This is a genomic window from Marinococcus salis (assembly GCF_054971365.1).
In genome coordinates, this window is sequence record NZ_JBQOJB010000005.1 from 86,053 (window position 1) to 99,991 (window position 13,939).

A 13,939-nucleotide genomic window follows, 5' to 3' on the forward strand; every position below is an offset into this window, starting at 1 on the left:
TCTGACCTGCTTCGTATACATTGACGTTAACTCTCTGAAGTTATATAGTTACGCTAACATAACGACTATGGCTAAAGTAGGGGTAAACATATGGAATCTATCATTCAAGTGCACGAACTGCGAAAATCGTTTAAAGATATGGAAGCGGTCAAAGGCATTCATTTTGACGTCGCCCAGGGAGAAATATTCGGCTTTCTCGGCCCGAACGGGGCAGGAAAAAGCACAACTATCAACATGATCTGCACGATGCTCGCGCCCACTTCCGGAAGCGTTACCATTAACGGCTATGATGCGTTTAAGCAGAAAGCAAAAGTCCGGGAGAGCATTGGTATCATTTTTCAGGAAAATACGCTCGATGAAAAATTAAGCGCCCTTGAAAACTTGAAGCTTCACTGCCGATTTTACCGGGTCCCTAAACATAAACGAACGGAGCGCATTCAAGAGGTTCTTGAAATCGTAGACTTAACCGACAACCAAAAGAAAAAAGTGGAAGAATTCTCCGGCGGGATGAAACGAAGGCTTGAAATCGCCCGGGGGCTCCTTCACTATCCGAAGGTACTGTTTCTGGATGAACCGACAGTCGGCCTTGATCCTCAGACCCGCGCGCATATTTGGGAATATATTCTCCGTCTGAAGGAAAAAGAAAATATAACCATTTTTCTAACTACGCATTACCTGGACGAGGCGGAAATCAGCCACCGCATTGCCATTATGGATAAAGGCAGCATTATTGCCCTCGATACACCCAAACGGCTGAAGCAGCAGGTTGGCGGGGACGTGATTGAACTCGGCACCGAGGATAATAATGCAGTAGCCACGCAGCTGCAGCATGATATGCCGGAGGCAGAAATACAGGAGGAAGCAGGTGTTCTGCGCATTAAGGTACCAAGCAGCGACCAGTTTATTTCTACGTTTCTCCAACAGATCCGCATACCTATTACGAGCCTCAACATACGCCGGCCGACGCTTAACGACGTGTTTTTATCCTACACAGGACGCAATATTAAAGCCGGCCCCGCTTAAGAAAGGAGAACACACATATGGAAGGTATTTTTGCTATCTGGCAGCGGGATTTAATGAAATTCATCCGGGACCGCGCCCGGCTTCTCGGCTCATTTGCGATGCCTATTTTATTTTTAATTATTTTTGGCGGCGGGTTCAGCGGCACGATGGAAAACCTGGTAATGAATCAAACCTCTGAAATCGAGAATTTTAATTATCTTACCTTCATTTTCCCGGGCATTGTAGCCATGACCCTTTTAATGACTTCAATTTTTTCATCCTTGTCAGTCATCCAGGACAAAGAATTCGGCTATATGAAAGAAATCCTCGTTTCGCCGGTGTCCCGGGTGAATATTGCGATCGGCAAAATGCTCGGGGCCTCCACAGTTGCTTTTATGCAGGGAGTACTGATGTTTATCCTTATTCCGGTCCTCGGCGTAACCTACGAATGGAGCAACGTCCTGGCCGTGCTGCCGATTATGTTTCTGCTTTCGTGCACCCTTGCTTCCCTTGGCCTGCTAATAGCAAGCCTGCTTCGGTCGACACAGGGATTCCAGCTGATTGTGCAGGTTCTCGTGTTCCCCATGGTCTTTCTTTCAGGAGCTTTGTTTCCAGTAACAAACATGCCAGCCTGGATGGATATCCTTGTTAAAGTTAATCCTGTCACCTACGGTGTAGACGCTATGAAAAAAGTAATGACCGGCGCCGGAGACCTGCCCGTCGCTGCCCAGAACGCGCTCGGGCTCAACCTGCAGCTGTTCGGGCGTACAGTGACGGTGGCGGAGGAGCTGCTGTTTTTAATTATTTTTACTTCCATTTTGATCGCCCTTGCCACCGTGAGCTTCCGAAGAGCCAACGCCTAAGCAACCGGTCACGTTTTTTCCATAAATTCTGTGACCAGCCGCTCCACAATATCCGGCTGCTCATGAACGACCCAATGCGTCGCATCAGACACAAAAATCAATTCTCCATCGCGACAGTATTCAAGGCTCGTCCGGGCGGAAGCCTTCGACAGAAAGGCGTCCCCAACACCCCAGATGATTCGTACCGGCGGAGTCACATAGCTTGATTCCACAATATCCTTCGGCCCTTTTCTCATTCCTCTGTACCAATTGATCATGGTCGTGACCGCATTCGGCTGAGACCATGCTTCTTTGTATCTTTCTACATCTTCTTCAGTAAACGTTCCAGGTTTGCTTGTTTTTACGAGACCATTGGCAAACTCTTCAAAGTCATTATAGGCAAGCAGTTTTTCCGGAAGTCCGGGAAGCTGAAAAAACAGCATGTATGAGCTTCTTAGAAGCTGGGTCGGATCTTTTTTCATGCTTGCCGGCATAGCCGGCAGATGCGGAATATTAATGGCAACAAATTTTTCCACGTATTCAGGCCTCGAAGCTGCCGTGTACCACCCTACTGCTCCGCCCCAGTCATGACCAATGATTACTGCTTTTTCCCGTCCCATCGCTTTGATCAGCTCCGTTACATCATTACGCAGTTCATCCAGAGCGTATGCTTCAATCTCAGGCGGCTTGCTGCTTTGATTGTAGCCGCGCTGGTCCGGAGCCGCCACCCGGTAGCCCCGCGCTGCAAGCGGGCCGATCAAATGCCTCCACTCGTACCAAAATTCCGGAAAACCGTGTAACAGTATGACCAGTGGCCCGTTCTCCGGACCAGCCAATGCGGTGTGTAAAGAAATTCCGTTGACTGTTATCGTTTCAAAGCTGATATCCTGCATATCTGGTGCCTCCTAGTTATTTTTCCTGAATGAAATTTTTAATGGACTGTGTGACAAGCTCCGGCTGCTCATGATGCACCCAATGCGTCGCTTCTTCAATAAAAATTCCGTCTCCGTCGCTGCAGTATTTCAGACTTTCCTTAGCAGCTGCCCTGCCTAAAAACCAGTCATGCATCCCCCAGATCATGCGTACAGGCACATTGATTGTTTCCGTGCTCATCGCTTCCGCCGGCCCGAATGGGATGGCCCGAAACCAATTGAACATAGCCGTTACGCTGCCGGGCTGTGACCAGGCAAACCGGTACTGCTCCAGCTCTGACTTTGTAAACGTGCCTGGGCAGCTCGTTACAGACAGATGGGCCTTTAATGCGGCGTACTGGAACATCGCAGCCGCTTTATCCGGAAGGCCGGGGAGCTGAAAAGCCGCCATATAATATCCTTTTATTATGTCCATAGGATGCATGAGCATCGTCTTTGGCATGGCGGTTAAGTGCGGCATATTCACCGGGATAAACAAAGAAACGTATTCCGGCCGCGTAAGTGCCAGATACCAGCCTACAGCCCCGCCCCAGTCATGGCCGGCAACTACAGCCTTCTCTCTTTTAAAGTGAAAAATCAGCCCGGTGATATCATCCCGGAGAGCATCCATGGAATAAGATGCTTTTTCAGGAGGCTTCGAGCTCAGATGATACCCCCGTTGGTCAGGCGCTACTACAAAATAGCCTTCCTCCGCAAGGGCATGCAGCTGCTTCTCCCAGGCACGCCAAAATTCCGGAAAGCCATGCAGGAGTATGACCATCTCCCCTTCCTTTGGTCCTGCGGTGGCCACATGAAGGCGGAGGCCATTCACGTGCACATATTTAAATGATAGTTCTGCCATCGAAAACCTCCTCGGTTCTGTTAGTTTCTTTTACCCGGAAATGGCCTGCTTCAATGATGAATTTCCACAGCAGCTAAAAATAACAGCACCTATCCATGTGGACAGGTGCCGTTTCTTTTACATTTGTGCTGTCGGACGAACGACGATTTCATTAACCGATACTTCCGCCGGTTCTTCAATCGCGTAACGGATCGTGCGGGCAATACTTTCTGAAGAAATTGCGTTTTGATACAGCTCATCCACGCGTTCTTTCACCTGATCGTCCGATATAGTCTCGGTAAGCTCCGATTCAACAGCCCCCGGCGATATAATCGTTGATCGAATATTGTTTTCCGGTGACTCTTCTTTGCGGAGCCCTTCCGAGATCGCGCGCACCGCATATTTCGTTCCGCTGTAGACAGCTCCGCCCGGAGATACCTGATGGCCTGCCACCGAGGAAACATTAATAATGTGCCCTTCTTTTCTTTCCCTCATGTAGGGGAGAACGGAACCAATACCATAAAGCACGCCTTTAATGTTCACATCGATCATCTGGTTCCAGTCTTCGAACTGCCGGTTCCGCAGCATCGAGAGCGGCATCAATCCGGCATTGTTTACTATAACGTCAATTTGGCCGTACGTTTCATTGGCAAACTGGGCGAGTTCGTCCATCTGCTCCTGGGAGGTGACATCCACTACTTTATAGGCAGCCGTACCGCCGACCTGTTCAATGTCTTTTTGAAGCTGCTGCAGACGCTCCTCCCGGCGGGCAGCCAGCACTACTTTAGCCCCTTTGCCAGCTAATTCTTTAGCTGCTGCTTCACCAATACCACTTGAAGCACCAGTCAGTATAACTACTTTTCCTTCAACTTCTGCCATGTTATATCCTCCAATGCTGTTCTGAATTGATTACGTACTCTCTATACCCGCCGCACTATAATCATAACCTTTGCTGCTCATCAAAAAAGAGCCCCCTGCTCCGGGAGCTCTTTCAATTCAATTATTCTGCATGCCAGCGGACTAATAACGCAGACTGCGCCAGACCGCCGCCAAATCCGTAAATAAGCACGAGGTCGCCGTTGCTTAAACGGCCGTCCTTCTGCGCTTCCCGGAGAGATAACGGAATTGTAGCGGATGATGTGTTGCCGTAATATTCGAGACTCGTCAGCGTTTTTTCCACTGGAATGCCGGTACGCTCGCAGATCGATTCGATCATTCTCATGTTCGCACTGTGCGGGGCAAACCAATCGATGTCCTCAATTGCCACTCCTGCATCATCCAAAAGCTTGTCGATCCCCTGAGGAACTGTTTTGACTGCCCATTTGTAAACTTCCCGGCCGTTTTGCACAACATAGCCGTCTGAATCCACTTCCTGTCCGCCAATTTGGTTGGACAGATCGGTGCAGTAAAGGTATTCGCCCTTTTTCCCGTCTGAATCCGTGAAAGCGGCCAGAAAAGATGGATTGCTTTCGTCTGCTTCTACTAGAGCTGCGCCTGCGCCGTCCCCGAACAAAATACATGTCGCCCGGTCCGTATAATCCGTAATTTTAGAGAGCGTTTCAGCGCCGATCACAAGCACTTTACGATGAAGACCGGAACTGATCATGCCGTCTGCCACGTGCAGCCCGTAGGAAAAGCCGGCGCAAGCAGCGTTTAAATCAAAAGCTCCAGCCCCGGAAATACCAAGGCTGGCCTGCACCAAAGAGGCGACGCTTGGTGTTTTGTGGTCGGGCGTCAGCGTGCACACAATGATAAGGTCCACGTCTTCAAGCGTTTTTCCACTTACCTGCTGCAGCTCCTCCGCTGCTTTTACGCAGATCGTGCTGGTGAATTCGTCATCTGCTGTAATCCGTCGTTCTTTAATGCCGGTACGGGACGTAATCCACTCATCGTTTGTTTCCACCATTTTTTCTAAATCATCATTTGTCAGCCGCTTCTCCGGAACAAAGGACCCTAATGCTGTAATTGAAGCTTTTGATTGTACCATCGGTATGTAACCCCCGTTTTATGTATAATTATCGCCTATGCGCTTTGATTTTCGTTGAATCTCATACTTATTTATATTATCACAAAATAAAGGGTTATGCTTCCTTTGCTTTACGCATATCAAAAGTACCGGAGCAGGCAAAAACCCTTCCCGGGCCGGGAAGGGCTGTTAAGTTATTTTTTCATATCTGCCTGCTCGTGTTTTTGAATCAGATCTGCCGTCAGTTGGCCGGACAGTGTAACCATTGGCACACCACCGCCAGGATGCGTGGAACCGCCGGCAAAATAAAGGTTATCGTATATTCGGCTTTTTGCCGGCACTTTAAATCCTCCGTTTACTTTCTGGTCGGAGGCCACTCCGTAAATCGAGCCTCCGTTGGCGCCGTAAAGTTCCTCAAGTCCTTCCGGAGTAAAACGGTACTCAAACTCGATTGACTCCCGCAGGCCCTCCATTCCGTTTCTCTCTAATTTATCCAGAATCGCCTCCTGGTATTTATCCCAGTCAAAAGATTTTTTCTGTTTAGCATCCATTGGCGGCACGTGTGTCAGTACGAATAAATTGTCTTTACCTGCCGGCGCCTGGGTTTCGTCCGACCGGGCCGAGATACCAATATACACGGTCGGGTCGTCGGCTGGAACCTTTTCCTCGAATACCTGCTTAAACTCAAGCTCAGGATCCTCAGAGAAAAAGAAGTTATGGTGATGAAGCCCCTCGAATTTTTTATTCACCCCAAGCAGCAGCACGACGCCCGAAACTGTCGGAATAAACGTTTTATTTAGTTTCTTGGCTTCTTTTTTCGCCTTCGTTTCCGGAGGGGCAATCGTATTGTAGGCCGGGATGGCCTCAAGGTTCGATACGATAACATCTGCCTGGTGCGTTTCCCCACTCTCTGTTTCCACTCCGGTCACCCGGTCGTTTTCTACGAGCAGACGGCTGACGGGGCTGTTCAGATGAACGTCGACCCGAAGCTCCTCCATCAGCCGCTGCATGCCCTCGGCAATTTTGTACATGCCGCCCTTCACGTAATGAATACCGAGCCCGAGCTGTACATAGACGAGCTGGTTTAAAATGGCCGGGGCGGCGTACGGATTGGATCCAACGTACATAATGAAAAAGTTGAACATCTGCTCGAGGTATTTATTGTCAAACTGCTTATGGGTCGCCTTCGCCACTGTGTTCAACGGATCCATCTTCATTAAATCGCCTAACGTATGGTGGCTTTTTAAGTCTTTCAGATCTTCGATGCTGTATTTATAAAAGCTTTTCATGCACAGTTCATACATTTCTTCTGTATAGGATAAAAACTCCGTAATTTTACGGCTCGGCTGATCCGTAACTTTCGCCGCTTCTTCAATCATGCCGGGCAGATCGCTCGTCACGTTCAGCGAGGTTCCGTCCTCGAAAAATGTTTTCCACTGCGGTTCCACCCGTTCTACCTGTATGTAATCATCAAGGTAGCGGTTTGCGCTGTGAAACAGCTGTTCAAGCACCCATGGCATCGTCAGAATAGATGGGCCGGTGTCGAAGGTGAACCCTTTCCCGCTGCGGCGGTTCAATTTTCCGCCAAGATTTTCATTTTTCTCCAGTAACGTTACCTCATATCCATCCGTCTGCAGCCGGATCGCTGCGGACATGCCTCCAAGGCCTCCGCCAATGACAATTGCTTTTTTCTTCAAATAGCACACCTCCGTGAATTAGTACAAAAATGGGATTAGCCGGTTTCTTCGCTGGCACCATATACGATACGTTTCTCCGTGTGTCTGGCGCAGCATTTCTTCTTCAATACGGATACGGTAAAGAAGTGCCGGCACCATGACTCCTGTACTTATGACTGCTGCCCCGGGGCTATTCATGAATAAGCAAAAGCCAAGTACAATAAAAAGTAAAGCGGTATAAAGCGGATGGCACAAACGACGGTACGGTCCGCTGCTTACGAGGCGGTCGCCGTTCCGGACAGACACGTCCCTGCTGAACTGGTCCCGTAAATGAAGAATCCCCCAATACCTCAGGCCAATACCGGCTCCGTACAGGCAAAGACCGGCGATCTGAAGCCGGGCTGAAGAGAGGCTGAGGAAACCGCTCTCGCCAAATACCACTGCGGTTCCCATCGACAGAATGACAGCTGCCAGTATCCAGCGGAACGAGCGGCTCTCCGTACGCTCCGGTTCCTTCGAGGGAGCTTTCTGCCTGAATAAAAAAAATTCAGCGATCCAGAAGAAGGTAACCACCACAAATATTGTATCAATCAACACCATGGTTTTACCTTCTCCCTTCATGCCTCATTTCTTTTTACACTCGTTACCAATTCCCCCATCTATGCTGCCGCTAAACCAAAAGCCCTCCCTGTTTTTTATTATCTTTTACGCCTCCACCGCTTTTATAGCCACCGGCTTTGCTTTCATTAAAAGATCCACAATATGCACCGTATCAATTTCTTCTTCGAGGTCTTCCCGCTGTACGCCCAATTTCATTTGGAGCATACAGCCCGGGTTGGTCGTAACAATACCTTCCGGGCACTGCCGCTTAACGTCTTCCATTTTCACATCCAGAATATCCATGGCATCTTCATGCTGTGTAATATTGTAAATACCTGCTGAACCACAGCAGAAGTCGGGCCGGTCAAGCTCTTTAAGCGTCACTCCGGGCACAGAGCGAATCAGCTGCAGCGGCGGTTCTTTTACCTTCTGTACATTTGTCATATGACAGGAAGGCTGATACGTATAAGTTTCTTCCACCCTTTCGGTAAACTCCAGGCCGTCAAGCTCCACCAGTATTTCGGTGATATCTCTGACTTTACCAGAGAAAGCTCTCGCCCGCGGCTCCCACTCCGGATCTCCGGCAAACAGCTCTCCATATTTATGCAACTGGGCCCCGCATCCTCCAGCATTGTTCACAATGTAGTCCACCGGCTTCTCTTCAAATGCCTGTATATTTTTCTTGGCGAGTGTTATGGCTTCAGGCTCTTTGCCGGCATGAGCATGCAGCGCCCCGCAGCAGGTCTGCGTTTTTGGCAGCTGCACCTCTGCTCCGGAAAGCCGGAGCAGCTCCATCGTTTTTTCATTTTGTTTAAAAAATACGCTGTCCATCACACAGCCAGTAAAGAAAGCAACTACCACTTTCGGCGGACTATCCGGATGCAGGCGATTTTTTCTCGCATGCCTCTCTTTCGGCGAAGGTGCCGGGGGCAGCACCTGTTCAAACTTATCGAGATGAAGCGGTGCCGCAGACATTAATTTCAGCCCCCGTGCTGCTTTTTGCAGACCGCTCACCTGGTACAGCCAGGTCGCGTTTCCAAGCTGGTCCATCCATCCTGTAGAAGGAAAAAATGAATGAAATAAAAAACGCTCGGTTTTTTGCTGTATGAACGTTTTTTCTTCATACTCATCAATCACATGCTTGGCACTTTCAAACAGCTGCCCATATTGCACATCAGTCGGGCACACGGTTGTACATGCCATACACCCGAGGCATTTGTCGATTGGCTGCTTTAAATCCTCCACGGCTGCTTTTCCTTCTGCAACCATTTTGATTAAATTAATACGGCCGCGCGGGGAATGAGTCTCGCGCTCCATTGTTTCATAAGTCGGACACACAGGAAGACAGTAGCCGCACTGCACACAGTCAAAGGTCAAATCGTAGCGGAGCATGTCTTTTAATGTATCAGCCATCACGCAGCACCAGCTTCTGCCCTTTTTCTGCGAAGATTTTCCCCGGGTTCATAATGTTGTTTGGGTCCCACGCTTCCTTAATCCGCTTGAGCATCGCTACTCCCACCTCTCCCATTTCCTGTTCCATAAAAGGAGCTTTCATCGTACCGATACCGTGTTCTCCGGACAGCGTACCACCCAGATCCAGGGCTGCACGGAAAATTTCCGCCACCGCCTTTTCGGCACGTATCATCTCTTCTTCATCGCGCTGGTCGCACATAATATCCGGATGGAGGTTGCCATCACCAATATGGCCAAACACGACGAGCTCCACCTGATATTTTTCTTTGATCTGCTTCAGGCGCTCCATCATTTCTGGAATCCGGCTTCTTGGCACTGTAGCGTCTTCCGAAATCTTCGTCGGCTTGATCGTAGCAATTGCCGGCGAAACAAGCTTTCTGGCGCTCCAGAGCTTCTGGGCTTCTTCCTCGCTTCCGGCTGTAATAACCGGATCCGCCTCCAGGGATTCCAGAATTTTTTTCACTTGCTCCGCTTCTAATTTAACAGTCTCCGGGTGGCCATCGAATTCAATTAAAAGAAGCGCTTCCGATGCCGTGGGGAGACCCGACGGCCGGTACCGCTCCACCGCTTCGATACAGGCACGGTCCATGAATTCCATTTTTGCCGGCAGAACTCCTGAGGTGAGTGTCTTTGAAATAGCCTTACCGGCTGTCGCCATATCTGTGAACGCGGCCATCATTGTTTGTTTAGCTGGAGGCTTCGGAACCAGCTTGAGCGTAGCTTTTGTAATCACGCCAAGCGTCCCTTCAGAGCCAACAAGCAGCTTTGTCAAATCGTAACCGGTTACATTTTTAATCGTACGTCCGCCAGTATGCATAACTTCACCCTCAGGTGTGACAATCTCAAGGCCTATCACAAAATCCTTCGTCACGCCGTACTTCAACCCCCTCGGGCCACCGGAATTTTCAGCCAGATTTCCACCGATCGTCGACACGTGGGCGCTGCTTGGGTCCGGCGGATACATTAAGCCGGCGTCTTCGGCCGCAGCATGAATATCAGCCGTCAGTACACTCGGCGTCACGACCGCGATCAAGTCATCGGCAAAAACATTAATCTCCCCCGGCCACTGGGCCATATCCAAAAGTATTCCCCCGTGGACCGGCAACGGCCCTCCACTCAGGCAGGTCCCCTGTCCTCTCGGCGTCACGGCGAGGGTGAACCGGTTGGCGATTTTCATAATCGCCTGTACTTCCTCTGTCGTTTTTGGCTGCACTACCACTTCGGGCAAGTGCTCGCCAAAAGAAGCATCAAAGCTGTAGCTATACCGGTCGGCAATCTCTGTAAATACCCGTTTGTCACTTAAAAGAGCGCGCAATTGTTCTTCCCATTCGTGCAATAAAAGCAGCTCCTTTCTCTCTTCCTATTGCAACTTAACATTATCGTACTCCCTCATACGGGCGAATGCAATATTTTGCCAAAAGAAGGCTGGAGCCGTCCGCAAGCAGCCTCCAGCCTTTACAGTTTTCCATTTAAAAACTGGGCTTCCCCCATTCCAAAGCTCCAGTCTGCCTCTGTGTTGTCTGTGATCGATATCATCACGTCTTCGGAATTGATGTGGCACCGGCTCTGCAAATGCCCGGCAACATTTTTATACAGTCGCTTTTTCTGCTCTGCTGTACGTGTTTTGCTGATTACCTGAATTACCACAATATTATTTGTACGGCCAAAGCCGAGCCCGGTATCTTCAATATACATTTCGTACGGCTTATGCTGGTTAATCGTCTGGTAACGATCATTTTCCGGCACTTCAAAACTCTCTACGACTGCGTCATGCACAGCGTCCGCGAGCAGCTGTAATTCCTCTTCCGTCCGCCCTTCGATAACATCGATTCTAATTAATGGCATAGTAGCTCTCCTTTCACGGGATTTATTTAATCTGGACTGCAGAAGCTTTGCCTGCACTTCCAAAAATGTTCATATGCTTTAGCACATTCGCTTTGGCGCCTTTTACCTCGTCCTGGTGCAGGTCAAAATAGTTCTGGTAAGCTCCCGTCGCGACAAAGGCTTCGTTTACCTGCTCTGTTACTTTGTTAAATGTCGACGTTGCTACGTTAATTTTCCTTACTCCGGCTTCGATGCACTGCTGAAACACTTTTTCGCTGATGCCTGAGCCCCCGTGCAGGACAAGCGGCGCCTCAGTGCGGGCATCAATCTCCCACAGACGATCCACTCTGATATCCGGCTCTCCCTTATACATGCCGTGAGCATTCCCTATAGCTACCGCCAGGGCATCCAGACCGGTTTCTTTTTCCATCCGCTCTGCATCTCTAACACTTGTCAGCTGCATTTCAATATCTTCGGATCCGTCTTCACTCCCGCCTACTCTTCCTATTTCAGCTTCCACAGTGGCTCCGTACTTTTCAGCCATTTGAACAACCCCGGCCGTATTGCTAATGTTTGTTTCCAAATCATGATGAGAGCCGTCATACATCACAGAGCTGAACCCAATCTCCAGGGCCTGCGCAATAACTGGTGTACTCATCCCATGATCAAGATGCACTGCAACCGGTACCTCTGATGCCCTGGCGGCTGCCACCATTAAAGGACCGAGAAGATGAAGCGGGGAGTGATTCAGACGCACTTCAGCGACCTGCAAAATCAACGGGGATTTCAGCTCTTCTGCTGCCTGCACAGCTCCTATCACCATTTCCATGTTGGCCACGCTGAATGAACCAACCCCGTAATTTCCTTCCTCCGCCTGGGACAGTATCGTTTTCATTGGCACTAAGCTCATTGATTCACATCCTCCAATGTAGTTATTTTGATTTTGATATCGCTTTCAAAATTAAACAAAAAATATAGTTAAGCGCTTAACTTATTATAAACATATTCAGTTGGCGTTTCAATCCTCTCCGGCATAAAAAGACTCCGAAGGTCGCTTCGGAGTCTTAGTGTTATTCTCTTGCGGATTTATTAATATCGTCGTCCATGTTGCCGGTGGACCCGATCGTTGGAAGATCGCTGTCGCTGTACTTCGAAGCATCGGTAGCGCTCTGATACTCTTTGGTTTTAGTATCATCGTCGTCAGAGCCAGCAACTTCATCTTTGGCTTCCTTCACCTGGCTGCCGGCTTCTTTCAGTTCTTCTCCAGCATCCTTTGCCGTATCGCCTACGCCCTTCAACTCCTCGCCGGCTTCCTTCGCCGTGGATACGACTTCTTCTGACTCGTTCTTCACTTTTTGAACCTGGGCGATCAGATCCTTTCCGTAATTATTGTACACATCTTGAAGCTGGGTACCGATTGTTTTTGCCAGCTCTGTAGCGTTCTGGATACGCTCCATAAAGTCATCTTTATTCACTGCATCGCTGTTTTTGGCATTTTCTTTGTACTGGCTGGCTGTTTCTTTTGCTTCTGAAGACTTTTCCTTCACTGTATCACGCGCTGAACGGTTTAAAAATACTGCGCCGATCCCTGCAATGATAACAGAAGCTATAATAATAGGTAATTTACTGTTCTGCTGTTCTGGCATATGTCTCTCTCCTTTATTCTCAGTGTACTTCGAAATAGAGCCTATCTACTCCTTACCTTTATCTTTCCTTGGATAAACATGAATTTCTATGGAAATATACGCTTTTCCACATATGCTAAAGGATGTTTAGCTTTTGGTTACAGGTGAAATATGAATGAATGTGCTGAAATTACAAAGGAGTGACGTTTAAATGGCAATGAACCGAGTAACACTTGGAAATTCGGAAGTCACTGTAAATCCTCTTGGTCTTGGAACTAACGCCGTGGGCGGGCATAATATTTATCCCAATATGCTCGATGAGGAGCAAGGGAAAGCCCTGACAGCCACGGCCATCGATAATGGCGTGGAGCTTCTCGATACCGCATTTATTTACGGTCCGCGCCGTTCAGAGGAACTTGTCGGTGAAGTAGTAAAAGAAAAAGGCGCCCGCGATCAGGTGGTAATTGCCACAAAAGCAGCCCATAAATTTCTCGATAACGGGGACACGGTCATGGATAACTCCCCCGAATTTTTAAAACAGTCCGTCGATGACGCACTTCGACGTCTCCAAACGGATTATATTGATTTATTTTATATTCATTTCCCCGATGAACAGACGCCGAAAGATGAAGCCGTCGGCGCTCTGCAGGAAATGAAAGAGGCTGGAAAAATCCGTTCTATCGGCGTTTCCAATTTCACGCTGGACCAGCTGAAAGAAGCGAACAAGGACGGGCACGTGGATGTTGTACAGTCGGAATATAATCTGTTGAACCGGGAAGTTGAAAAAGATATTCTTCCATATACAGCAGAAAACAACATTACTTTCGTCCCTTACTTTCCGCTTGAATCCGGCCTGTTAGCTGGAAAATATGATGAAAATACAACGTTTAATGATATTCGCGCTCAAAAGCCGAATTTTCAGGGAGAAACATTCAAAGAAAATCTTCGTAAAGTAAACGAAGTGAAAAAAATCGCTGAACAAAAAGGTGAAGAAACCGCTCACGTCGTACTTGCCTGGTATTTGCATCAGCCATCAGTGGATGTTTTGATTCCTGGAGCCAAAAGCTCCGATCAAGTGCTGAATAACTTAAAAACCGCCAATGTAAACCTGACTAAAGAAGAAGTCGACCACATCAGCAGCATTTTTTCTTAAAAATACAAAAGGAGCTGAAGCCAACG

Annotated in this window: 14 protein-coding genes; 3 read left to right on the forward strand and 11 right to left on the reverse strand. The window is 48.7% G+C overall.

Annotation, left to right across the window (positions count from 1 at the left end):
* Nucleotides 1–90: 90 nt before the first annotated feature.
* The gene (locus ACTTK6_RS06495; RefSeq protein ID WP_094908231.1) at nucleotides 91–1,023 is read left to right on the forward strand and encodes an ATP-binding cassette domain-containing protein; all 933 of its coding nucleotides are present in this window, start codon (nucleotides 91–93) and stop codon (nucleotides 1,021–1,023) included.
* 17 nt (nucleotides 1,024–1,040) lie between these two features.
* A complete protein-coding gene (locus ACTTK6_RS06500; RefSeq protein WP_079475290.1) occupies nucleotides 1,041–1,865 on the forward strand; it encodes an ABC transporter permease in 825 nt (274 codons plus the stop codon).
* A gap of 8 nt (nucleotides 1,866–1,873) precedes the next feature.
* On the opposite strand, the gene ACTTK6_RS06505 is transcribed toward ACTTK6_RS06500, so the two are convergent.
* From ACTTK6_RS06505 to ACTTK6_RS06555, 11 genes are all read right to left on the reverse strand, one after another.
* Nucleotides 1,874–2,737 (reverse strand): alpha/beta fold hydrolase, encoded by an 864-nt coding sequence (locus ACTTK6_RS06505; RefSeq protein WP_462833007.1) that lies wholly within the window; start codon nucleotides 2,735–2,737, stop codon nucleotides 1,874–1,876.
* A gap of 16 nt (nucleotides 2,738–2,753) precedes the next feature.
* The gene (locus ACTTK6_RS06510; RefSeq protein WP_462833008.1) at nucleotides 2,754–3,617 is read right to left on the reverse strand and encodes an alpha/beta fold hydrolase; all 864 of its coding nucleotides are present in this window, start codon (nucleotides 3,615–3,617) and stop codon (nucleotides 2,754–2,756) included.
* Nucleotides 3,618–3,734: 117 nt separating this feature from the next.
* Nucleotides 3,735–4,475, reverse strand: a complete 741-nt coding sequence (locus tag ACTTK6_RS06515) for an SDR family oxidoreductase (RefSeq protein WP_079475287.1) — start codon at nucleotides 4,473–4,475, stop codon at nucleotides 3,735–3,737.
* A 121-nt stretch (nucleotides 4,476–4,596) separates the two neighbouring features.
* Nucleotides 4,597–5,583, reverse strand: coding sequence for a beta-ketoacyl-ACP synthase 3 (locus ACTTK6_RS06520; RefSeq protein WP_462833010.1), 987 nt, complete (start codon nucleotides 5,581–5,583; stop codon nucleotides 4,597–4,599).
* A 173-nt stretch (nucleotides 5,584–5,756) separates the two neighbouring features.
* Nucleotides 5,757–7,259 carry a phytoene desaturase family protein gene (locus ACTTK6_RS06525; protein ID WP_094908236.1) on the reverse strand — a complete coding sequence of 501 codons (1,503 nt, stop codon included), beginning with the start codon at nucleotides 7,257–7,259 and terminating at the stop codon, nucleotides 5,757–5,759.
* 18 nt (nucleotides 7,260–7,277) lie between these two features.
* The gene (locus tag ACTTK6_RS06530; protein WP_094908237.1) at nucleotides 7,278–7,838 is read right to left on the reverse strand and encodes a methyltransferase family protein; all 561 of its coding nucleotides are present in this window, start codon (nucleotides 7,836–7,838) and stop codon (nucleotides 7,278–7,280) included.
* Nucleotides 7,839–7,943: 105 nt separating this feature from the next.
* Complete coding sequence (locus tag ACTTK6_RS06535; protein ID WP_462833011.1) at nucleotides 7,944–9,251, reverse strand: (Fe-S)-binding protein; 1,308 nt, start codon at nucleotides 9,249–9,251, stop codon at nucleotides 7,944–7,946.
* Nucleotides 9,244–10,647, reverse strand: a complete 1,404-nt coding sequence (locus ACTTK6_RS06540; protein ID WP_079475282.1) for an FAD-binding oxidoreductase — start codon at nucleotides 10,645–10,647, stop codon at nucleotides 9,244–9,246. Before ACTTK6_RS06540 ends, ACTTK6_RS06535 begins: the two co-directional genes overlap by 8 nt.
* 119 nt (nucleotides 10,648–10,766) lie before the next feature.
* The gene (locus ACTTK6_RS06545) at nucleotides 10,767–11,156 is read right to left on the reverse strand and encodes a tautomerase family protein (RefSeq protein ID WP_094908239.1); all 390 of its coding nucleotides are present in this window, start codon (nucleotides 11,154–11,156) and stop codon (nucleotides 10,767–10,769) included.
* Between the two features lie 22 nt (nucleotides 11,157–11,178).
* A complete protein-coding gene (locus ACTTK6_RS06550; RefSeq protein WP_462833012.1) occupies nucleotides 11,179–12,045 on the reverse strand; it encodes a class II fructose-bisphosphate aldolase in 867 nt (288 codons plus the stop codon).
* 160 nt (nucleotides 12,046–12,205) lie between these two features.
* The gene (locus ACTTK6_RS06555; RefSeq protein ID WP_094908241.1) at nucleotides 12,206–12,781 is read right to left on the reverse strand and encodes a hypothetical protein; all 576 of its coding nucleotides are present in this window, start codon (nucleotides 12,779–12,781) and stop codon (nucleotides 12,206–12,208) included.
* Nucleotides 12,782–12,977: 196 nt separating this feature from the next.
* Between ACTTK6_RS06555 and ACTTK6_RS06560 the strand changes: the two genes are divergently transcribed.
* On the forward strand, nucleotides 12,978–13,913 hold the full coding sequence (locus ACTTK6_RS06560; protein WP_462833068.1) for an aldo/keto reductase: 936 nt from the start codon (nucleotides 12,978–12,980) through the stop codon (nucleotides 13,911–13,913).
* Nucleotides 13,914–13,939: the final 26 nt, after the last annotated feature.